Genomic DNA, 20,270 nt, shown 5'->3' on the forward strand with positions numbered 1-20,270 from the left:
TCTACCCTCCTAGCTGGCAAAGAGGAGTCCGGCGGACATGCCGGCCGGGACGTGGTCCGCAAGTCGCGCCGAAAGCGCCGCAGCGCGTTGCGGTTGGTAAAGGTCGTGGAACGCGCCCATCTCGGAGGCGTCGCTGGCGCCCTCGCGTATGGCGGGCGCGGTACAGAGGTCGAGTTGGCAGTAGCCCGGGCGACCGTAGCGGCGGTCGACGAAGACCGGGCGCACGGCCGAGCGTGCTGCGGCGCGCAGGCGATCACGGTAGGCCGCGCCGTCGTCGAAGAAGGTATACGCCGAGATAAAGGCCCCGATGCGCGGCGGCTCGGCCCCCGCGACCACGGTCAGCCGCGCGGTCAGCAGCGCACAACCGCCGGGTGGCAGCTGCGCGATCTCCCAGACCGGCGGATCGATGTCGCCGATGAGCGCGCCGCGACTGACGGTGACGTCCGGGTCGGGTTCGAAGGGGCTCTGGGTGTCGTCGCCGGGCCTGCGCGGCGTCATGATGGTGACCTCGATCCCTGTCGTGGTCCGCGGCCCCAGATTGTCGACCGCCAGCGTCAGTGTGATCGTCTCGCCGATGGCCGGTGCCGGATTGCTGGTGTCGAAACGCAGTCGCAGGTTGGCCGCCTCGGGACTCGCCTCCTCGGCTGCGCTCGCATCGCCCCCGACGAGGATCGGCGCCAAGACCGGCCCGCCGCTCTCAACCACAGGCAGCGCGTCGAGCGCTTCGCGCACCGCCAGGTCCGGCTGGCAGCGGTAGCGGCGCGGCGTGCGCGAGCCGGCTGGCACGTAGCAGAACCGCATGCAGCCGATCTGGCGCCGCGCCACGCGGACAGGGCCAGTAAAGATGCTGTCCTCGGCCAGTTCGATCGCATGCGTCTGAAGTTGGCCGATCACGGTGCACCGCAGGACCCTGAGTACGGCGTGCGCCAGCGGCCAGGACGGCGCGCCCACCGCCTCGCGGGTATCGGAGGTGGCATCGAGAATGCTGTCGGCGATGGTGATCGCCGCCGGGTCGGCGTCGACCTCGTCCATGCTCACCTGGATCGAGCCGAGGATCGATCGCTCGATCGTCACTTCCCTGGGACCGTCCACAAGCTCCAGACTCGGTTCGGCCGGCCGATCCGGCGAGCAGTCGGGGCCGAGGCTCCAGCCCGGTACCAGCGTCACATGACTGAGTCGGAGCTCCTCCATCGGCCCGCGACATTGCAAGCCACGGCCGGCGACCAGGAGCCCGTCGAGCGCGAAGCGGCAGCCCGCCTCGCCGCGCACCATCATGGCGTCGCCGCGGGAAGCCCGATAGTCGAGCAGCCGAAGCACCGCGCGTGTCCCGTCGCGGGCGCGCAGCTGCAGGCTCTGGTTTTCGCGCAGCGTGATGTTCAGCGGCTCGGTATAGACGCCGCCGTCGACGATCTCGATGACCGCGTCGTCGGGGTCGTCCGCGCGCCAGCGGTCGAGCGCCGCGCCGATTGCGGTGAGCTCCGCGCCCGCCCCTACGCGGTAGGTGACGGCACCCACAGGCTGGCGCGGCGTGCGCGGATAGGTCCCGCCGCCGGTGTCGTCGCTGAAGCCTTGGTGGTAGCGTACCTGTACATCGCCGCCGGGCGACTGCCGCACGTGGAAGGCGATCCGGCCGAGTTCCGGGTCGACGGCGACATGGTCGCGGGCGGGTTGGTAGCGCCAGCCGCTCAGATCGGCCACGATGAGGTTCTCCGGCGGGATCAGCCCGGCTTCGCCGCGTGCCGGCCAGTCCTCCGCCCAGATGGCAAGGCTTTTGTCGGCGCCATAATAGGTCGCAAGATCCTGCGCCAGCACCCGGCGCAGGATCGGCGCAGGGACATTTGGCGGCTCGGCAATTGCTTCGGGCCCCGGCTCCGATACGGGGAGGGTGAACAGGGGCATGTCATTCCCGAGCACGCTGAACGTGTAGGCGCCAGGGCCCATGTCCTCCCGCGCATAGGCCGGCTCGCGGGCGACGGCATAGGGCTTCAGTCGCCAGGCGTAGACGCCGACATGGGGGATGTTGTGCGTTCCCGGGGTCTGCGTCGAGGTGATCCGGCGGACGTCGACGGTCCGCGTCACCGGGTCGAACGGCCCGCCCAGCAGCGCCAGCGCCAATCCGTCGTGGAGATCCGCCGTGCGCCCGCGCGTCACCCGGTGGTGATTGACGGGCTGCATCCAGGCCAGCAGGCGGTAAAACTCGACCGCCCGCGCCGGCCAGTCCGCGGTGTCCTTCGCGATCAGCTCCAGCAGCGGCAGTGTCCCCTTGCGCCGCCGGTCGCGGATGGTGTTCGCCACTGCGCGGCGCGGGGTAAGAATCGAGGACAGCAGCGCGGTGCGCACGCCGTCCTCGGCCACCTGCGGCGGCGCCTCGTAGCCGATCAGCGCGCCGATATAGGGCACCACCCAGTCGTCGCAGGTCTCGATGAACCAGTCGGCATATTGCCGCGCGAGGTCGTCCTCCAACACCTCCACCTGCTCGGCGATGACCTGCAGGAGGGCGCGAAGCGGTTCGCCGTGCTCGACGTCGCGCTGACGATGGACGACGGGGAGAAGGTCGTAGAGTCGGTCGGGATTCCGCGTCATGACGTCACCTCGGTGAGGATCAGCGTGTCCGCAAGCGCGGGGTTCAGATAGACGATCCGCGCCGGGCGCAGTTTCCCGTTCTCGCGCCGTGCCGGCGCCGCGGGGAGATGGGTGCCGGCGAGCGCCGTGACGGGCCGCGCCGCGAACCTGGCCAGCCGCGCGGCCAGCGTCTCGGGTGTCCGGGCGTCCGCTTCATGCACCGCCTCGAAGAGGTCGACATCGACATAGTCGACGCCGGCGGCGGCCTGCATCACGGCGACCACCTCGCTCAGTTGCAGAGGCTGGCCCAGTTTCCGTGCCTCGAAACCGAAGGCCGCGAGGAGCGCTTGGCGGAGCGGTGGCTCCACCTTGTCCCAGAGATGGTCGGGGTGGACCCGGACCTTCGCGCTCAGGAACACGAACGCGGCCTCGCGCGGGGCCATCACGATCGGCACCGAGGGGTCGCCGAAACGGGTCAGCGACCTCATCAAATTGCGCCAGAGCGCCGACTGCGGATCGATCGGCGCGTCCGCGGCCCCGGCGAGGGTCAGGTGGACCACCTCGCGCCGGCCGTCGGGGAGCCGCGCCGCCTGCGCCTTGCCGATCCCGGCGTAGAGCGTGGCGAAATCGGTGTAGTCCTCCACTGACACCAGGCGGTCGAGAGCCCGTGTGGCAAGCGGCACCCGCAGCCGCGCCTGGTCCCGCGTCTCGGGGTCCGCGCCACCGCTCGAAGCGCGGGGATTCGTGACTTCCTTGACGCCCAGGGGTTTCGGCCCGAGCGTGCTGATCTGTCCGGCGCCCACATTGCCCGGCGCACCGATGCCTGCGCGGTAGGTCGCGGTCACGTTCCCTGTCCCGCTCGGCAAGCGCGCGCCGCGTACGCCGTCGCCGAAGGTGACCGATGTCGTGCCCTCGTTGTCGGTTGAACTCTTGTAGTCGCGGTCGAGAGGGCCGAGCGCCAGGAGGCTTTCGGCCTCGCGCCAGCGTATGTCGTTGACCCGCACGGCGAGCGTGCTCTCCGTGCCCGCGGGCGTCGGCGCGGAAACATGGGTCAGCGGGCCACGTGACAGCGCAAAGGTTTGCAGCCGTGCGGCGCTGTCGCCGCTGCCAATGGTTTCCCGCACCGTCTCGCCGTGGGTGGCGAGAGCCACATTGGCGTTCACCGTCGCGGTGTCGCGCTTGTAGGTATAGGCCAGTGGCTCGGCGAAGGTCAGGCGGGTGTGCAGGGTATCGCCGGGCAGGTCGATCAGGTTACCGTCAGGATCGACGATCTGCGCCGGACGGTGCTCGACGCCCGCGAGCATCGCCAGTTCGGTCGCTTCGACGCCCTCGACCGGCGTTCCGTCGGTGGCCAGCACGTCCGTCCGTTCGCCGCTCACCGCCACCCAGCGCCCGGCCTCGAGTCCCTCGTAAAGCTCGCCGAGCTCCACCTCGACGCCCTTCAGGTCCTCGGTCAGCGGCGCCTCGGCCAATTCCAGCGGCTCGTTCCGGGCGTGGATCCTGACCGGGCGTATGTCGGCGAGCGTCGCCTCCGCTCCGCTCAGCCAGGGCGCGTCCAGCAGCGCCAGCGTCACCGTCTGCGACAGACCGTAGTCGGCGCGCACGGCACTGCGCACGTCGAGTACGTTGTAGACATGGCACCCCTGCATCGGTCCGTCGATCACCAGCCGGCTGCCCGGTACGATACCCGGATACTCGGCATCGAAGGACAGGATGCGTGGCGCCTCGGGTGTGCCGGCGAAGCGGCTCTCGCTGCGCACCACCGTCAGCACGGTGGCCGCAGCGGCGATCTGCACCGTCACCTGGCTGCCGTTTCCGCCAGTGAACTGCGCCGGTTTCGGTGTGGGCGAGATCACCCCGCCCGGCGCATCGACGCTGAAGTCGAGCTCCACGACCAGGTCTGTCGCCGTCACCGCGGCCGCCGCAGCGACGGTGGAATCCGGGACGCTGGCCTGGCGACGGCCAAAGGCGAACCAGCGGCCCCCCTGGCCCCCATTGTTCGCGCCGTGCCAGTTCACTCTCACCTCCTGCAGCCGCCACAGCCCGTCAGGAATTTCCTCGTATAACGCCTCCACCTCCAGGCCGACGCCGTCGATGCCCTCGTTCCAGCGGCGGAACCTGGTACCCTCGTCGGTTTCGGCGAGTTGGTCGAGGCCGAGGACGACCTCCCGCGCCGCCGTCATCGGATCCCAGACCCGGATTGTCAGCGCCAGGGGTGCCGCCGCGCCGGCGCCGAGGTCCACCTCCTGCTCGAAGGCCCGGTCCAGGGTCGCGCCTCCGTCTAGCGTCGCGCGTGCCTCGACCGAAAGGCTGCTGCGCACCTCGGCCAGCAGCCATTCGCGCCGGGACACATCGCCGTTCTCGCCGTAGACGAACTCGAGCGGCGCCGTTGCACCGAAGGGCCCGGCCGCGATCCTGAACGCCTCTATCCCGTAGCGGTCCTCGGGACGACTGCCGGTCACCGGAGCGTTGGCGTAGGCGGTGAAGAGGGGGCCGCGCAGCGTCGGCGCAAACTCGGCCAGGAGCTGCGGTCCGAGATCCGCCGCGGTGGAGTAGGTGCGCGCCGGATCGCGGCCAAGCTGGAATCTCGAGGGCGGCTGATCCGATGGTGGTCGGCGCAAAGCCTCCACCACATCGCCCAGCTGTGCCAAAAGTGACAGCTCCACTTTCTCCTTCGACTCGGTGACCGCGGTGGTGTGGAGGGCGCGTTTTTCGGCGAAGGATATGCGCGTGAGGTCCGCCTCGCGATCGGGCTCGACGCTGCGCAGGACATAGGGCAGCGGCGCTCCCGGGCCCACGACCAGGATCATCTGGCCCGCCTCCAGCCCGGCCTCGGTTCCGGCGAGAAAGGCGGGCACGGTGCCGGTGAAGCCGGGCGACGGGGGGAACAACACAAAGGGCCGTGACAACCGCAAGGGCAGGGCGTTCCAGGCCGACCGGGCCTCCAGCATCTCGAAGGTCTCGAAGGGCTCCGCGTTCTCGCCGGGCGCGGGTAGGCTCCGCGCCAGCGTGCCTGCCGGGATCGTGACTTCGTAGCCATTCTCCAGCGTGAAGGCGAGGTAGACGCTGGCTGCCACGCCGGGCCGGAGCCGATAACCGACCAGCCGGCCGAGTTCCAGGATCGAACGCCGCTCCGTCGCCGTCGCCAGGTAGCCTTCGTTGGCGATCCGTTCCTGGTAGAAGGTCAGCACGTCCGCGACCACAGCCCAGGCATCGAGCAGGGCGATCGTCGGGTCGGACGGGGCCCGCGTGGTCAGGCGTTTCAAAGGCCGCATGCCGTTTGGCAACTCGTGGTGGGTCAGCCGGGCGAGCATCGTGGCCAGGAAATCCGCATGGGTGCCGACACGGGCCGCGATCTCGCTGAGTCCCGGGCGGTTGTAGATCACGCGGGGCGTGACCGGCTCTACGCCCTCGCAACAGCCGCAGGTCGGATCGGTGCTCATCGTCCCCCCCTCATGGCGAAGGTGATGCGCCCGTTCTCGGGCGCGTTCGGATCGCTGTCGGCGCGCGCGATCTCGAGCGGGCCGATCGCCAGAACGCCGGCGGCGAGTTCACCGTTCGGCCCCTCGTGGAGGCGCTCGAGCCGGGCGAGCTGTACGCTCTCGACCCCGTCGATCGCCTGGGCCGCCGCCAGGAGACGGCTGAGCGCGATGTCGTCGCCGAAGCTCTGCGCGTCCGGATGGAAGTAGCCGAGGCCGCCGTCCGGCAGACAGCCGCTACCGAACCGGGCACGGAGCGCCGCCTCGACGTGTGCACGCAGATGGGTGGGTGCGACGCAGACGGTCATCGCGATGTCCAACGGCACCTGCACCGCCGGCCGCACGGCGAGGTCGTGGCCGATCCGGCGGAAGCGGCTGAGCTCGGTGTGGATCTCGGCCAACAGGTCGTCGTCCGCGACCGCTGCGCCGAAGGCATCGATTGCCACCCGCACCTCGTACCAGCTGCCGTTCCAGCGCAGCTCGGCGGCAGCGCGCTGGACCTTCGGGTGTCGCGCCGCGATCTCGGCATAGTCCTCCGGGATGACGGCCCGCGCCAGTTCCTCGGCGAAAGCGTAGGGTGCGAAGAGCCTGGCCTCCGCCACCGGCTGGGGGGCGGTGCCGCCCTCCGCCGGCAGCGGGTTGCGCGGCGCCAGCACGAGCCCGTTGATCGGCGTCGCATGGACGGCGATGGTCAGCGTGTCGGCGCCGACATTGCCGTCGGGGCCGTTACCGATGCGCCTGCGCACATGGATCTGGCTGAACGCGTCGGGTGCCCGCCCCAGGCGGCCGTCACCAAAGCGCAACCTGGCGCGGCGCCGGTCGTCGATTTCGGCGACGACATGCGTGTCATAGCGACCGCTGGCCAGCAGGTCGCGCACCAGGGTCCAGTCCCGCGGCTCGCCCCCCGCCGGCAGCTTCGCCGCGTCGCCATCCGCTACACAGGCGGCGTGCGGCGCGCTCCTCACCGCGAGGCACGGGATCGCCCGGTGGGGATCCTGCCGGAGCGACAGCGAAGCGGGCGCACCGGGATCCAGGGGCGTGGTGAAGGTCAGCGGCCCCTCGATGGGCGCGTGCTCGAAGCGCCCGACACGGAGCGCGACGTCCGCCGCCCGGCCCTCGGCCACGCAGACCGGGTCCTCCTCGGCGTGCGGTACACAGCCAAGATTGTCCTCCGGCTGCCATCGGCCGTGGTCGGCCAGCACGACGTTGCCGCGTACCACGCTGACGTCTTCGAGCAGCGCGCATTCGGGTGCCGGGCCAATGGTCGAGACACAGAACGGCATCGGCAGCGCGTCCTCCTCGCACCAGGTGACCTCGAGGAGCGGCTGTCCGGTCAGCGGATCGACCGACGGCGTGACCCCGGTCAGGCGGACCGCGTGCCGGTGCGCCGGGTTCGCGTCGGGGTGGAAATAGGTATCCACCTGCCGCGCCGCCTCCGCGTCGGCCGCGCTGGCGGTCTTCGGTCCCAACACCTCCTCCAGGATCAGCACGTCGCCGGGCTCCAGGTGCAGGGTGCGCGTACCCTCACTCGCTGGCGGCGTGTCCGGGGACCTTTCGAGCTCGGCTTTCTGTGCCTGATCAGGCGCCGGTTCTCCCGGTGCCGGCGGCGTGCCATCCACCAGCGTCGCCGCGGTCGCGCCCTTTGGCAGGCAGCACTGCCGGTCGCCCCAGGTGTAGAAACGGATCTTGTTGTGCGCCACGCGCAGTGCGATCGGCGCGTCGGCATCGGCGACCAGCGGTGCGAACACCTCGTAGCGGTTCTCCGGCACCGCCTCGAACGGCGCCCAGTCGGGTACACCCGCAGCGGGGGCGGGCGCCTCCTGGAAACTGGTGACGAAGGAGAGGTCCCGCGCCTTCAGCGTGCGATCCTGGGAGGTTCCGACCGCTACCCAGGCCCGGGCGTTGCACCCTTCGTGCAGGTGATAGTCGACGAGCCGCGCGTGCCGGCGCACCGAGATCCGTTGCCGCGCCGTGCCCAGGTAGGCCTCGGTCGCCACGGCGTCCTGGTGGTAGCTCAGGTAGTCGCCCACGTAGGCCAGCAGTTCCACCAGCGTGATGCCGATGTCCGGCACGTGTCGCTCGGTCCACTCGGGCATCACGGCCGCCAGCCGGTCGAGGATCAGCCGGCGGAAACTGGCGTAATCCTTCGCCAGATAGTCGATCTCGGGCGCCGGCGTCACCTCCTCGGGGCAGCGCGGCTCCGACTGGCAGTCGAGATCGCTCGGGCACGCCGCCTTGAAGCTGAACTCGAGGCAGCGGTAGCGCGGGTCGAAAGGTGCATCCTCGGGCAGGTTCACGAGGCAGAGGCAGTAGGTGGAGAAATCGCCGGGGCGGTCAACCGTGACGACGATGCAATTGTCGCGCTCGGGGTCGGTCTGCGGGCAGAGTTGGACGTCGATGACCGCGATGTCGCGTTCCCGCACCCCGCCGCAGATCTCGATATTCCCGGTGCCGATCCCCTCCGGCGCGGGGCCGAGAAAGTACACCGTCAACTTGCGCTGGTCGTCGCTGACCTCGAGATAGTCGAGCCCGTTGACCTGCGCCGCCCGCACCATCCGGCGCCGGGCGTCGTCGCGGCAGTTCAGTTCGGCGTCGGTACCGCAGTTGCAACTCATGACAGGCTCCGCTCGAAGCTTTCGGTCCGCGTTTCGCCCGAGCGCTTGACCAGGTAACGCACGTCGACCCGCAGCACCGCTTCCTCGGTCGAGGCGACGAGCACCTGCACGGTGATCAGGTCACCCAGGTACTGCTGCAATCCCGCCTGGGCGGTACGCTGCAGGCTCGACCCCAGGGCGTCGCTGTTGGGCTCAAACACCACGTCCAGCAGGCCGCCGCCGAAATCAGGGCGGTTCACCCGCTCTCCCGCGCGGGTGAAGAGAAATTGCTCGATCATGTCGCGGATATGATCGTACTCAGTGGTGAGCGCCGTGCGCCCCCGCTCGTCGAAGTCGAAGGGGTAGTCGATCCGGATCATGTCGCCTTCACCCGTGTTTGTGTGGCCACCACGGTAACCCCGGTACCCGTCGGTGCGCAGACCGCCTGCGCCCCCTGGATCAGCACCGGCTGGCCGCTGGCCTTGACGCGGAGCGCCCCGGTCGTCCAGGAAGCGCTGACGCAGGGACCGTTGCCGTTCGGCGGGGGCGGTAACGCGCAACCCGCGATCGTGTAGGGCACCGGCTGCACGGTGATCTTCTGCCCACTGACCGAGACCCGCGGGTTGGGCGCCGTGGGTGTCGCCTGCCCGCCATGCAGGCAGAGCACCGTTGCCCCCTCGTGCACCACGAAGCCCGGCATCAGGTCACCTCCAGCGCAGAGCCGTTGATTGCGGTCTTCGGCCCCTGCAGGGTTACCGTGGCACCCTGGCCGGTGGAGATCTCGATGCCCTGCGCGTTCATCTCGATCTTCAGCCCGCTCTGTGTCTCGACCGTCACGCTGGCGGGGCCCGGGCCGTCCATGATGGTGACGGTGGCCGTGTCGGTCTTCAGCACCTTCATCTCGGCGATTTGCGGACTCGCCGGCACGTCGCCGGCGCTGTCCCAGAAACAGCCCATCCAGACGGGGTACTCCGGGTCGCCGCGTTCGAACATGATCCACAGCCGTGCGCCCACGGGGGGGATCAAGAAGAAGCCGACGCCCGGTCCCGCATAGGGCACACAGGGCAGCGCCCAGGTGAGCGTGTTGTCCCCGAAGACGCTCGGTACCTTGATTTGCACGCGTCCCCTGCGCTCGGGATCGACGTTATTCGCAACCTCGCCGCGGTAAAGGCCGTCGTGCCGTACGCCGTTCGTCATGGCATCACCAGCGGAGTCGTCGTCCCGACCCCTTCCCGAGAGAGTGAGAACTTCTGCTTGTAGAGGCCTTTTTTCACATCGATCGTGTGCGTCACCGACTTGACGTAGAAGCGACCGTCGAAGCTGTCGCCGGCGCCCCGTACGTCTACCAGGCTGCGCGGTTTCAGGATGCGCCCGTAGCGTAGCGCGTCGAGCGTGCCCTCGGCCGTCACCACGTTGTCGAAGGACTTGTCGACCTCGCCCTGTGCGCGCACTCGTTTCGCCGCGTCGGTCTCACCGTCGGGGCCATCGCCGAGGAAGTCGGACTGCCGCGTGTCAGGGACCCGGGCGGCAAGTGGCGGTTGGCGGCTATAGCTGTCCACCGTCTCGCTGCTGCCATCGGACTTGGTGTAGGTCAGCGCCTTGGGTGACAGTTCGTTGTAGCTGAAGCTCATCGTCTCGACGTTGCTGCCGGGCCCCATGTTCACCGATAGTGCCGGCTGCGGCAGCTCCAGCCGCGGCGGCGGCCCCCAGTAGGCGAAGTTCGCCAGTGGCGTGGGCCCGGGCTCGACGTAGAATACGAAGCCGTGCTTGGCGGCAAGCTTGGTGATGAAATCCCGATCGGTTTCTTGCGAGGTCTGGCTGCGGGTCTGTTCGGTTACCGGCCTGACCAGCGGATCGGAGGGAACCATGATCTGCGGTACGATCCCGTAGTCGATCATGTAGGGAATCAGAATCAGCCCAACGATCAGATTGTCCCCGAGTTGCGGATAGGGGCGTTGCACCTTCTCCAGGTCCATCATCACGCTGACGTCCTCGCCGGTCACCGTGAGCTTGGATGCGCCGGGCTCGTCGCTCGGGGCCAACTGATGCTTGGTAATAATCCCGTCCATGATCGGCTGCGGCGTCACGCCGAAGAGCACGGATAACACCACCCGATTGAACGGCTGCAGCTTGGTTTCCGTGAGCAGCGCAAAGTCTTTGCGGTCAGCAAGGCCGCGACCCACCTGAAACACCATCTGAAATCCCGAGCGGTCGCTGTCCTTCGCCGTCACCTCGACGCTCTGCAGCGCTTCGCTCACCTTGAGTGGCGCGGGGGTGGGCAGGGTCTCGCCCAGCATCAACTGCAGATGAAGACCGAACAGGTTTATCACGACGGGGCCTCCGGCAGGAGTGCGACGATCAGCCGGCGCCCGACCTCCTCGACCAGCGCCTCGGCGTGCATCGCGTTGTTGACGTCGGCGAGTTGCCAGAAGAGCTCCGGGTCACCCAGATAGCGGGCGGCGAGGTGGTCCAGCCGCTCCCCCTCGGTGACGATGTGCTCGCGGATCACCGTGCCGCCGCCCGCCGGCGGCAGGAAGCGTCGCGCGACATAGCGGATCTCGCGCCCGTCCGGCCCCGTCGTGGTGAGGGTCTCGAGGGTTGCATAACGGCTGCCAGGGTCGAACATCGTCTCACCTCACTCGAACAGTTCGTCCAGATTGTCCACGTTGCCGATGCTGCCGATGGTGGCGAACACCTCCTTGGCGATCTGGTGAAGCAGGAAGATCCAGTAGCCCGGGTGGGTGAGCGACAGGTCGTTGTAGCTCAGCACGCGCAGGGCCAACGTTGCCTTGGCCTCGATCGGGTTCAGGTTCGAATCGAACTTCTGTTCCTCGATCGTGAACTCCTTGATCTGTACCGGCAGGATTCGCTGTGGCCCCCAGACGAAGAGCGTGAGCGGCCCGGTGGGCGGGATCACCTCGATGGTGCCGGTGGCCAGCAACACCGTGTTGGTGATCACCAGCGCGCTCTTCGGGTACACCAGCATTTCCAGCGCCGAGAGCTGCGGGTACAGTCCCAGCGACTCGGTAATCCCGTCACCGATGTCGAGATCGTCCGCGGCGTCGAACTTGAGATCGAACTTGATCGTCTCCTCCGGTGGCCCCTTCAACCGCTCGGTCTCGAAGATCGACCCCGCCGTTCCGGACGTCTGCGGCCCCAGTGTCCGGGTGAGCTTTTCCGGATTGAACTGGAACACCGTCACCGAGGCGACGGGGTTGAACGGGTCGAGGCCTATCAGGGCGCCTTTACGCATAAACTACCCCCGGTTTGGCAGCGCGGTGTCGCTGCCGGTCGCGACACCCTTCGGATTCTCGACGACCTCGATCCGCAAGGTATTCGAATGGAGCGCACCGACTCGCCACTCGAAGTCGTGGCGGCCCGGCGCGGGAAAACTGTAGACGGTGACATCGAAGTTGTAGTCGATTGCTGGACTGGACAGTGTGGCACCATCGTAGAGGCCGGGCCGAAAGGGATCTGTGTCCGCGGGAGGCGGCGCTGTGCACAGCGTTCCGTCGAGGTATTCGCCGTATACTGACTTGGGGCCCATGATGTGGACGTCGTGACCGGGCTCGACCACCTCGAGTACGTGAATGATGTGGATGTCTTCGTTCGGGGCAAACGTCGTGCGAGGCGACAGGATGGTCAGGCGTTTGCCGCCGTGGACTGCGCCCTTTTCCGCGATCAGCGGATAGTGTCTCGCGGCCTCCTGGACGTCCTCTGGCGCAGCGTGTAGGCGATCGCCGACCCGCACGTACAGGCGCGGCGGTCGGCTCTGCCGTTGCGGGTGTCGATCTCCGGGTCCTGGCTGATTGTTGGCTGCGTTCATCGCTTGCTGGTCCTTTGCCGGGCACACTGGCGTCGCGCGCTCATGGTATGGTCTGGGTTCGGATGACGGAGCCGGCACCCGCGTTCGAGGTGAACCCCCCGGCTGTGACCGAGGCCCCGTTCTTCGCCGTCGTCACGATAGACGTGGTCGGCAGGCCGATAATGATGTGCGCTATCTGGTATCCGCCGTTGGTCAGCGGGATATCCGTCGCACCCGTGCGGTCGTCGTTGAAAATCGAGACCTGGTTCAACAGTGCAGTACCCGTCGCGGTGGTGGCCGCCGACGACGAGTGCTCGTCGGTGGTGAAGCTGTCACCGGGCAGGAAGCCGGAGACCCTGATGCCCACACCGGCGAGTGAGCCGGAGGTCGAAGCGGGATCGACAATCTCGGAGATTTCCGTCTCGTCGAGGTCGGCAACGACACCGCTGTCGGACTCCCACCGGTCGTTCACGACAAACCCTCGCCGAGGCCCGGTGACCAGGCTTCGGAAGCTGATTGTCCAGTTCTGCGGGATGGAGCTGACCGAGAAGCTGTTGCTCGTTGCCAGACGCGTCCCGCCCTGCTCAGCAACCAGGCTGAGGTTACCGCCATTGCCCGCGCCGGTCTGCGTGGTGCCGCGCAGGCGCAAAGCCGTACTTGAGGTCACACTTGCCGTGGCCGCACCGTCGATCGTCAGATCGCCATTGCCGCCGCCAGAGCCGTCGACCGAGATCGTGATCGGCGCCATCGGTGGCGTGAAGCCAACAACACCAACGCCGACGATCGTATCGACCCGTGGCGGAATCCGATCCGGCATCCCGGCGGGCGAGGTGTCTGCGTCCACATTAGTAAACGCAACCGAAAGCGGCATCGGGGGAGGTGCTACCGGCGTCGGTGCGAGCGGTGCCTCGATCGTCGCACTGCGCCGCTCGTCGACTGGGCCTGCCGTTGGCCCGTGCCGTTGCGTGGTTATACGGGCAGAGGCGACGCCATTCGTCTCCAGCAGGGACTTCGCCTTGAGCGCGCGAGCGCAGGAAAGGTGCTGATTATAGGTCGGATCGCCATCGGTGCTTGCGTACCCGTGGATCGTGACCGGTCCGGACGTAGCGATTCTCCCGGTGAAAGTGGCAAGGTTCGCCTCCTCTCCGGGCGCGAACGTGTCGCAGTCAAAGTTGAACTTGACCAGCTTCTGGCCGGCGACAAAGGTCGGTGCCTGCGGATCACAGCCGGCGGGCGTGCCGATCTGAGCAGGTCCGCAGTCGCGCTGGAGCCGCCCGCTGGGACTGGCGAACACGTCGGAAACCGGTTCGGATCCGGCCATGATGGCGTCGGCGACGCGCTCGGCTTGCTGCTCGTCCGCGCCCTGGGGGCCACTGATCAGCGGTTTCGCTTGCACCGAGGGCCCCTGGCGTTGTTGCAGCGTGTGGGTCAACTCGTGGGCGATCAGCCGGCGTCCCTCGGCGGAGCCCGGAGCATAGGTGCCCGCACCGAAGACGATGTCGTTGCCGATGGTGTAGGCCCGCGCACCGACAAAAGCCGCGGAGGCCGCCGCCTTCTCCCCAGTGTGGACGCGCACATGGCTGAAATCGTGCCCGAAGCGGGGTTCCATGAAACTCCGCACAGAACCGTCGAGCGAGCGCCCCGGAGAGCGGAGCACATCGCCCACCGCGTTGGGAAGACCGGCCGTTTCGACCGTGGATCGATTCGGGCGCGCAGCGGCAGCCTCGGTCGCGCAACTGTGGCAGCTGCCGCCGCCAGTGTGTTGACCGCAGTCGCAGGCCCGCTGCAATAGTCCCGAGGGGGCCGCGACCGGCGTTGCCACATGGTCGCGCGCGGCGGTGCCCCGTGCTTCGAGTCTCTCTACGTTGCGTTGTATCCTCATCGGCCTAACTCCCCGTAGATACGGCGGGCGATCTCGACGCCCGGAGCGTCGCTGGCCCCGTAATTCTCCCCCCGTGGGGGCGCGCGGCCACTGTCCCCGACCTTCGGAACGCCGCTGGCTCTTATCTGCGCTGTGAGTTCTGCGACGATCGAAGTGCGCAGCGCCTCGACGGTGACGCCCTCGGGTAGCGCATCCACCTCGATCGTCCCGATCTCCACCTCGACCCTCATGTGTTTGCCTCCTTCAGTCGCTCCGGCTCGCGCCAGCGGAAGTCAGCCTCGTGGATAGGGCGCTCGAGCTTCTCGTACTCGGCCCGCGCCGCGGCGAGAACGCGGGGCATGGTCACCGGCCCGCCTTCCTCCGCCGCCATAAAGGTGGCGTTGAGCGCCACCGTTGCGATATTGCCGCCCGACAGGTTCAGTTTCGCCAGGCGGTCGTAGTCGAGGCCTTCCCGTGGCACGCCCTGCGGCCAGGCACGCATCCAGATCGTGCGACGCTGCTCAGGCCCGGGATAGGGGAAGTTGATCACGAAGCGCAGGCGGCGCAGGAAGGCGGTGTCGAGTGCGCCGCGCATGTTGGTCGAGAGGATCGCCAGGCCGCGGAAGCTCTCGACCCGCTGCAACAGGTAGCTGGTCTCGATGTTGGCATAGCGGTCGTGGCTGTCGCGCACCTCGGAGCGTTTGCCGAACAGCGCGTCGGCCTCGTCGAAGAACAGGATCGCACCGCCACCCTCGGCCGCGTCGAAGAGCTGGCGCAGGTTTTTCTCTGTCTCGCCGATGTATTTCGAGACCACCGCCGAGAGATCGATCCGGTAGAGCCGGAGATCGAGCGCATTGGCGATCACTTCGGCCGCCATGGTCTTGCCGGTACCGCTGTCGCCGGCAAACAGCGCGCTGATGCCGAGCCCGCGGTTCATTCGGGCCCGGAAACCCCACTCGTCGTAGACCTGCGCGCGGCGTGCCACCTGTGCGGCGAGCTGGCGCAGCAGCGTCTCCTCGGTCTCCGGCAGCACGATGTCGTTCCAGGTCGCGACGGGGCGGATGCGTTCGGCAAGGCGGTCGAGGCGAAGCGCGCTCGTTTCGATGCAGGCCTGCCAGAGGGCTCCGCCGGTCGCGCCGCCGTTGCCCACGACGCGGGCGATGCGGCGGATCGCCGGTGCATTGAGGTCGAACTGGCCGGAGAGTTGCGCGACGGTCTCGCGCGGCGCGCTGCTCAGCGCAGCAGACCATACATTGACTTGCTCCACCGCTGTCGGCTTGGCGACAGGCACGGCCTGGACCATCGGGCCGAGATCACCTCGTCCCTCGCGCGTACCGATCAGGAAAACCCCGCCCGAGCGTGCCAGGAAGCGCGCGAGCGTTGGCTCGGGCGCTTCGTCGCCAGTGCCCATTTCCCGCGCATCGAGGTAGAGCGCGATGGGCATCAGGAGGCTTTCGCGGTGCCAGAGCCGCGCCAGTGTCTCGAGTTCCGTGGCCTGGCGCGGAAGCATCGTCGCCGGCAGCTTGTAGAGCGTCAGGTTGAGTGCGCGCGCGGCCTGCTGGGCGACCATCTCCTGGCTGATCGGGTCGGTGCCGACCAACTGGACGAGCGGCGTCGTGCCCTCCGCCGTCTGGCTCAGGTGCCGCGCCACCTGCGCGGCCGCGGCCTCCTGCGAGGGCGGCAGGTTGCCGTCGAAGTCCGCCTCGAACGGCACGAGGAACGGCGACAGACGGTCGTCGAGATAGGAAAGGCCCTTCAGGAAGTTCACCACCCGCTCGTCAGCTCGCAGCGCGCTCCCGGTCAACGGCTGGTTGCCCGGCTGGTTGATCTCGAGAAGCCGCCAGTAGCGCAGAGGCCGGATCGGCGACATCACGTCCCAGGCGGGCTCATCGAAGAGTGCGAGGGCCAGCGCGAAGGTCGGGTACACCCGTGTGGCGTCGCCCTGCGCCGCGGCGCAGAGACCGGCGACGCGGGTGTCGAGCTCCACCGCGGCGCACAGCAGCAGCACCTCGCGTTCGAACGGTGTCAGGCCGAAGCGGTCGCCGAGGAGGTGGAGCGCCGGGGGCGGGTCGGTCGCCTGCTCGGCCTCCTCGCGCTTGCGAAGGGCGGCGTTTAGCTCGGCCTTGCTGGGGGACTGCACCGGCGGGGACACCTTGGTGTCGCCGCCGCCGAGTAAGGCGGTCCAGCGGTTGCCGCCGCGGGGCGCTTCGGCGGGACGCGTATGTTCGGCCGCCAGCGCCGTGAGGCGCAGTCGCAGATGTGCCACCGAGGCTGACAGCCAGTCGTCATTCGCCTGTTGCCAGTCCTTGGCGGCGGGCTCGACCGTGGCGGGGTCGGTGGCAGAAGTGTGCTCGGGAAAGCTCATGGTGTGATCGTCAGGGTCTGGGCCGGGTCGAAAGCCGGCGGAACAGTAGTGAAATCGACCGGCAGGCTGTCGATGCCGTCGATGCGCAGCCGCGCCACGTGATCCCCCTCGGCGAGTCCGTCGACGGTGACCGAGACGGTACTCGGCGCGTCCGGATCCGCCGGGGTGGTCACGCCGCCCGCATCGGGTACCAGCTCCCGGTCGCCGATCAGGACGCTCACGCGCTGGTCGGCCAGGACTTGTGGCGTTGCGGTCAGCGTCAGGGCGAAGGGTTGGACGGCCACGGGCTGGGCGGCGGGCGCCAGCGCGCTGACCCGGGGCGCCAGTGCAAAGGTCAGGCGGTTGGTTGTCCAGGGCGGTGCATCGGGCCTCGCGACGACCAGTTCCACGGTGTAGAAACCCGCGGGCCAGTCGCGCGCGACGGCCGGGTCCGTCACGGGCGGCAGGGTGAATCGCACGGTGGTGGTGTCCCTCTCGTCCCGCAGCGGCGGCGTGTGGGTCGTCTCGCTGCGGTCATGGGTCAGGCGCACACTCATGTCGGCGCTGCCGAGGTTCGCGCCTGTCAGCACCACGGTATCGCCCAACTCGGCCGCAGGTTTCGCCGTGGATGGCGGCGCCGCGAGTGTCGCGTCGATAAACTCGGCGACGCTACTCAGGCTGGGCGCCGGCCCGGCCACCACCGCCGGGCCGGTGTCTGTGGAGCCGCGCCGCAGGACCGGCAGCGCCGCGCGCGTGGCGCGCGCGCTCTCGATCAGCAGCACGCCGACCCTGTAGCCCGCCGAGAGCCGGTATTCAGACTGAAAACCCGACCAGATGCCGCTCAGTTCCTCGACCGTGAAGGGCAGGGCGGTGACGCGTACCCGCTCAACCTGGGAGTCGAGTTCGGCCTGGCTGATCGCGGCCTGGATTGCCGCCCGGCTCAGCACCGGGTTGTCGTGCAGGATTCGCATCGCGGTGCCGAGCAGGACCTGGCCGATCAGCTCGTTGTCGTTCTCGGCGTAAGCCGTCACAAGGTAGTGGAGGTTCAGCGGCAGCAGCGGCGGCTGCGCCTCGCCCGGTCGGCCGCGCCGCGGCAGGTCGGTGTTGCGCCAGGCCGGGTCGTACTGGGTGTGGTACAGGTAGAGATTGACCCGGTTTCGGCTGTTGTCGGGGCGCGCCTGATCCGGCGGCAGGGTGGTGACGTCGATCTGGTTCATCGGCCGTGCATCGGTCGGCAGGGTGCTGTAGTCGGCCGTCGCCACCTCGTTGAGAAGGCTCCGGAGGGTCAGCGTGATGGCGGCGATCGACAGGGCATTGCTCATCGCTCAGCCCCCCTCGAGCGGCGGTCGAGGTAGTCGTCCAGGCTCATCAGCACCGGTTCCGGTCGTGGCGTGCGCGCAGGAGCATCCTTGGCCGGTGCGGCGCCGGTGCGGACCTCTATCCGGCCGATGCTTATTTTGACGACGGTCTCGGGTGGCGGGCGTTCAGGCAGCCGGAGCGGTTCGGGCACCGGGGCGAGGCTCGGCTCGGGCGTTGGCCTGACCGGCTGCGCGGCCCGCGGCGGCGTTGGTGCCGGCTCGGGGTTCTCGGCAAGCTGGGGCGGCACAGGGGTGAGCAGTGGCCCGGTTGTGGGCGCCGGCGGCCTGGGCGCTGCGGCGGCTGGCTTGAGCGGGGCTTGAGGCGGTGTCTTGGGTCCCGCCTGATGATCCCGCTTCCGGTCGCCGGGGTCGGGGCGCGGGGCGGGATCGAGGCGGGGCGACAGCACCATCTGGCGAATGATCTGCCGGAGCGGCGCGTCTGCGCGCTGCGAGCGAAGCTTTGGCCGCTCTGGCGTGACTTCCTGCCGCTGCGTATTCCGCGACGCTTCGGTTGGCAGCGCTGCGGGAGGTTCCCGGCGCACCGTCTGCACGGGCGGTTCCCGGTCGGGTGGCGGGGCCGGCCGTATGTCGCGCGGCTCAGGCGGCGGCACCTCGCTCGTCGGGGGTGCCGGCGGGGGGGCGAGCGGTGCTGCGTTCAGGGCTGGCTGTTCATCCGGGCGCGGCGGGACGGCGGGTTCCGGGCGCGCCCGCAGGACCGGCGCTTCAGGCGAGGGCGGCACGTCTGGCGTAGGCGCCGGCCGGGAGGAGGCGCGCGGTTGCACAGGCGGGGGCGCCGGTGGCACGGATTCTCTCGGCGCGGGCTGGTCCTGGGTTGACTCTGGGACGGTATCCGCGCCCTCTGCCGCAGGCTCTGGTACTTCGGCTCCGGGTCCGCCAGGCTCGAAAGTGGCGAGCGGGCGTGGTTGAACCGCTCCGTCCGCTGCCGCGGGCTCGGGCCCGGCCGAGGCTCCGAGGTTGCGGTAGACAAGGGAGGCGAGGAAATCGTTCATGACCGCACCAACCCGATATAGTACTGCCGTCGCCAGGGGCTGAGGGCGAGCACGTCATCCTCGCGCCAGCCGTAGGCGCGCGCCAGCACGTGCACCTCTACCAGGACGCGGCGCACCCAGGCACTGAGTTCCTCCCAGAGAAACCCCAGGATGTCGAACCGCGCAGACCAGTGATGGGAGCAGTTCGGACAGTGCATCGCTGCTTTCAGATCCGCCCGCGGGTCGGCCTCGCCCATGTGTGCGATGAGTGCCGCTATCTCGGCCTCGTTCAGATCGGCGAGTGCCGCCGGCGCGCCTCCGCGGGTGACGCCCTGCAGACATGCCTCGAGCAAGGCGCGAGGCGCATCCGGCCCGGGTGGCAGCGCTTCGAGGTCCGTGCTGTCGGGCAGGCGGAAGCTTACGCACAGGTCTCCGGACTCAAACAGGAAAAGTGCCGCCGTGGGGCCTGGCAGTCGCACGTCGTCGATCGAGAAATTCAATTCCAAGCGCTCACCGCAGGCGGGGCAGTCGGCGAGGCTCGACAATGTCTCGCCGAAAAACCGGGCGCGGAGTTCCAGGAGCCGGGCATCGCGTTCGCCCAGGGGGAGGCGGGTGAGCGCTGCATGCTCCATGCCAGTCTCTGCCGCCTCAAGCAGCAGCAGCGCACGGGCCCAGGGCGGGTGGTCCTGCCCTTCCTCCCAGAGGTGCAGCATCTGAAGAGCCGACGGCGTCTGCATCTCAGTCCTCCGGATCGGTGAAGCTCTCCTCGGCTGGCTCGGTCACCGCCGGATCGCGTTCCCAGCCCTCATTTTCGAGCTTCAACGTCTGGATCGCGACCGCGTTCGCGCTGGCATCCAGCTCGGGTAGCGACTGGAACTCCGAGGGCCAGCAGCGCAGCAGGTTGTAGCTGATCGCCAGCTGCCCGGCCTCGTTGTACAGCTCGAGAATGATGTCCTTGCGGAAATCTCTCAGCGACACTTCGGCTCCGAGGCCGGAACCCAGGTTCCAGACCTTGTTCGCCCATTTCTCGAACTCGGTGTCATGGGTCACGCCGCGCTCCAGCGTAATCGCCTCGAACTTGGTCTGGCCAGGTGACTTCCGCACTGTGGAAGGGTCGCCGCCCTCGCGGTGTTCGACCACCTCGGTAGTGCGACTCAGTGCGCTCACTTTGCTGACGCCGGCGACATAGCGGCCGTCCCACTTCACCCGGAACTTGAAGTTCTTGTAGGGATCGAAGCGCTCGGCGTTGACGGAAAACTGTGCCATTTCTCTCTCCTT

At 68.5% G+C, this 20,270-nt stretch carries 16 protein-coding genes; all 16 read right to left on the reverse strand.

Features of this window, described 5'->3' with window-relative positions:
* Positions 1-9: 9 nt before the first annotated feature.
* The 16 genes from MKP05_RS02085 to MKP05_RS02160 all read right to left on the reverse strand — a co-directional run bounded on the left by MKP05_RS02085 (position 10) and on the right by MKP05_RS02160 (position 20,258).
* Complete coding sequence (locus tag MKP05_RS02085) at positions 10-2,583, reverse strand: DUF11 domain-containing protein (RefSeq protein ID WP_240566813.1); 2,574 nt, start codon at positions 2,581-2,583, stop codon at positions 10-12.
* Positions 2,580-6,005 (reverse strand): putative baseplate assembly protein, encoded by a 3,426-nt coding sequence (locus MKP05_RS02090; protein ID WP_240566814.1) that lies wholly within the window; start codon positions 6,003-6,005, stop codon positions 2,580-2,582. The genes MKP05_RS02085 and MKP05_RS02090 overlap by 4 nt, the downstream gene beginning before the upstream one ends.
* Complete coding sequence (locus MKP05_RS02095) at positions 6,002-8,656, reverse strand: putative baseplate assembly protein (RefSeq protein WP_240566815.1); 2,655 nt, start codon at positions 8,654-8,656, stop codon at positions 6,002-6,004. Before MKP05_RS02095 ends, MKP05_RS02090 begins: the two co-directional genes overlap by 4 nt.
* Positions 8,653-9,015, reverse strand: a complete 363-nt coding sequence (locus MKP05_RS02100; RefSeq protein WP_219999901.1) for a GPW/gp25 family protein — start codon at positions 9,013-9,015, stop codon at positions 8,653-8,655. Before MKP05_RS02100 ends, MKP05_RS02095 begins: the two co-directional genes overlap by 4 nt.
* The gene (locus MKP05_RS02105) at positions 9,012-9,335 is read right to left on the reverse strand and encodes a hypothetical protein (RefSeq protein WP_110282939.1); all 324 of its coding nucleotides are present in this window, start codon (positions 9,333-9,335) and stop codon (positions 9,012-9,014) included. Before MKP05_RS02105 ends, MKP05_RS02100 begins: the two co-directional genes overlap by 4 nt.
* Positions 9,335-9,832 (reverse strand): phage baseplate assembly protein V, encoded by a 498-nt coding sequence (locus MKP05_RS02110; protein WP_240566816.1) that lies wholly within the window; start codon positions 9,830-9,832, stop codon positions 9,335-9,337. Before MKP05_RS02110 ends, MKP05_RS02105 begins: the two co-directional genes overlap by 1 nt.
* Positions 9,829-10,965 (reverse strand): hypothetical protein, encoded by a 1,137-nt coding sequence (locus MKP05_RS02115; RefSeq protein WP_240566817.1) that lies wholly within the window; start codon positions 10,963-10,965, stop codon positions 9,829-9,831. Before MKP05_RS02115 ends, MKP05_RS02110 begins: the two co-directional genes overlap by 4 nt.
* On the reverse strand, positions 10,962-11,261 hold the full coding sequence (locus MKP05_RS02120; protein WP_240566818.1) for a hypothetical protein: 300 nt from the start codon (positions 11,259-11,261) through the stop codon (positions 10,962-10,964). Before MKP05_RS02120 ends, MKP05_RS02115 begins: the two co-directional genes overlap by 4 nt.
* Positions 11,262-11,270: 9 nt before the next feature.
* Entirely contained in the window at positions 11,271-11,888 is a 618-nt protein-coding gene (locus MKP05_RS02125; RefSeq protein ID WP_240566819.1) for a hypothetical protein, read from the reverse strand.
* Positions 11,889-11,891: 3 nt separating this feature from the next.
* Positions 11,892-12,461 (reverse strand): hypothetical protein, encoded by a 570-nt coding sequence (locus tag MKP05_RS02130; protein WP_240566820.1) that lies wholly within the window; start codon positions 12,459-12,461, stop codon positions 11,892-11,894.
* A 40-nt stretch (positions 12,462-12,501) separates the two neighbouring features.
* On the reverse strand, positions 12,502-14,322 hold the full coding sequence (locus MKP05_RS02135; RefSeq protein WP_276316493.1) for an eCIS core domain-containing protein: 1,821 nt from the start codon (positions 14,320-14,322) through the stop codon (positions 12,502-12,504).
* The gene (locus tag MKP05_RS02140; protein WP_110282946.1) at positions 14,319-14,552 is read right to left on the reverse strand and encodes a hypothetical protein; all 234 of its coding nucleotides are present in this window, start codon (positions 14,550-14,552) and stop codon (positions 14,319-14,321) included. The genes MKP05_RS02135 and MKP05_RS02140 overlap by 4 nt, the downstream gene beginning before the upstream one ends.
* Entirely contained in the window at positions 14,549-16,666 is a 2,118-nt protein-coding gene (locus MKP05_RS02145) for an ATP-binding protein (RefSeq protein WP_240566822.1), read from the reverse strand. Before MKP05_RS02145 ends, MKP05_RS02140 begins: the two co-directional genes overlap by 4 nt.
* The gene (locus MKP05_RS02150) at positions 16,663-17,967 is read right to left on the reverse strand and encodes a Pvc16 family protein (RefSeq protein WP_240566823.1); all 1,305 of its coding nucleotides are present in this window, start codon (positions 17,965-17,967) and stop codon (positions 16,663-16,665) included. Before MKP05_RS02150 ends, MKP05_RS02145 begins: the two co-directional genes overlap by 4 nt.
* A gap of 1,042 nt (positions 17,968-19,009) precedes the next feature.
* Entirely contained in the window at positions 19,010-19,729 is a 720-nt protein-coding gene (locus MKP05_RS02155; protein ID WP_240566824.1) for a T4 family baseplate hub assembly chaperone, read from the reverse strand.
* 1 nt (position 19,730) lies between these two features.
* Positions 19,731-20,258 (reverse strand): phage tail protein, encoded by a 528-nt coding sequence (locus tag MKP05_RS02160; RefSeq protein WP_110282950.1) that lies wholly within the window; start codon positions 20,256-20,258, stop codon positions 19,731-19,733.
* Positions 20,259-20,270: the final 12 nt, after the last annotated feature.

It is taken from the genome of Halomonas flagellata, assembly GCF_022487945.1.
Taxonomy (GTDB): domain Bacteria; phylum Pseudomonadota; class Gammaproteobacteria; order Pseudomonadales; family Halomonadaceae; genus Halomonas; species Halomonas flagellata.

What these genes read in the sequence shown, in the direction of transcription:
- MKP05_RS02095 (WP_240566815.1), bottom strand. Translation starts at nt 8,656, where the DNA reads ATGAGTTGCAACTGCGGTACCGACGCCGAACTGAACTGCCGCGACGAC.
- MKP05_RS02135 (WP_276316493.1), bottom strand. Translation starts at nt 14,322, where the DNA reads ATGAGGATACAACGCAACGTAGAGAGACTCGAAGCACGGGGCACCGCC.
- MKP05_RS02155 (WP_240566824.1), bottom strand. Translation starts at nt 19,729, where the DNA reads ATGCAGACGCCGTCGGCTCTTCAGATGCTGCACCTCTGGGAGGAAGGG.
- MKP05_RS02110 (WP_240566816.1), bottom strand. Translation starts at nt 9,832, where the DNA reads ATGACGAACGGCGTACGGCACGACGGCCTTTACCGCGGCGAGGTTGCG.
- MKP05_RS02130 (WP_240566820.1), bottom strand. Translation starts at nt 12,461, where the DNA reads ATGAACGCAGCCAACAATCAGCCAGGACCCGGAGATCGACACCCGCAA.
- MKP05_RS02105 (WP_110282939.1), bottom strand. Translation starts at nt 9,335, where the DNA reads ATGCCGGGCTTCGTGGTGCACGAGGGGGCAACGGTGCTCTGCCTGCAT.
- MKP05_RS02120 (WP_240566818.1), bottom strand. Translation starts at nt 11,261, where the DNA reads ATGTTCGACCCTGGCAGCCGTTATGCAACCCTCGAGACCCTCACCACG.
- MKP05_RS02090 (WP_240566814.1), bottom strand. Translation starts at nt 6,005, where the DNA reads ATGAGCACCGATCCGACCTGCGGCTGTTGCGAGGGCGTAGAGCCGGTC.
- MKP05_RS02125 (WP_240566819.1), bottom strand. Translation starts at nt 11,888, where the DNA reads ATGCGTAAAGGCGCCCTGATAGGCCTCGACCCGTTCAACCCCGTCGCC.
- MKP05_RS02160 (WP_110282950.1), bottom strand. Translation starts at nt 20,258, where the DNA reads ATGGCACAGTTTTCCGTCAACGCCGAGCGCTTCGATCCCTACAAGAAC.
- MKP05_RS02140 (WP_110282946.1), bottom strand. Translation starts at nt 14,552, where the DNA reads ATGAGGGTCGAGGTGGAGATCGGGACGATCGAGGTGGATGCGCTACCC.
- MKP05_RS02150 (WP_240566823.1), bottom strand. Translation starts at nt 17,967, where the DNA reads ATGAGCAATGCCCTGTCGATCGCCGCCATCACGCTGACCCTCCGGAGC.
- MKP05_RS02085 (WP_240566813.1), bottom strand. Translation starts at nt 2,583, where the DNA reads ATGACGCGGAATCCCGACCGACTCTACGACCTTCTCCCCGTCGTCCAT.
- MKP05_RS02100 (WP_219999901.1), bottom strand. Translation starts at nt 9,015, where the DNA reads ATGATCCGGATCGACTACCCCTTCGACTTCGACGAGCGGGGGCGCACG.
- MKP05_RS02145 (WP_240566822.1), bottom strand. Translation starts at nt 16,666, where the DNA reads ATGAGCTTTCCCGAGCACACTTCTGCCACCGACCCCGCCACGGTCGAG.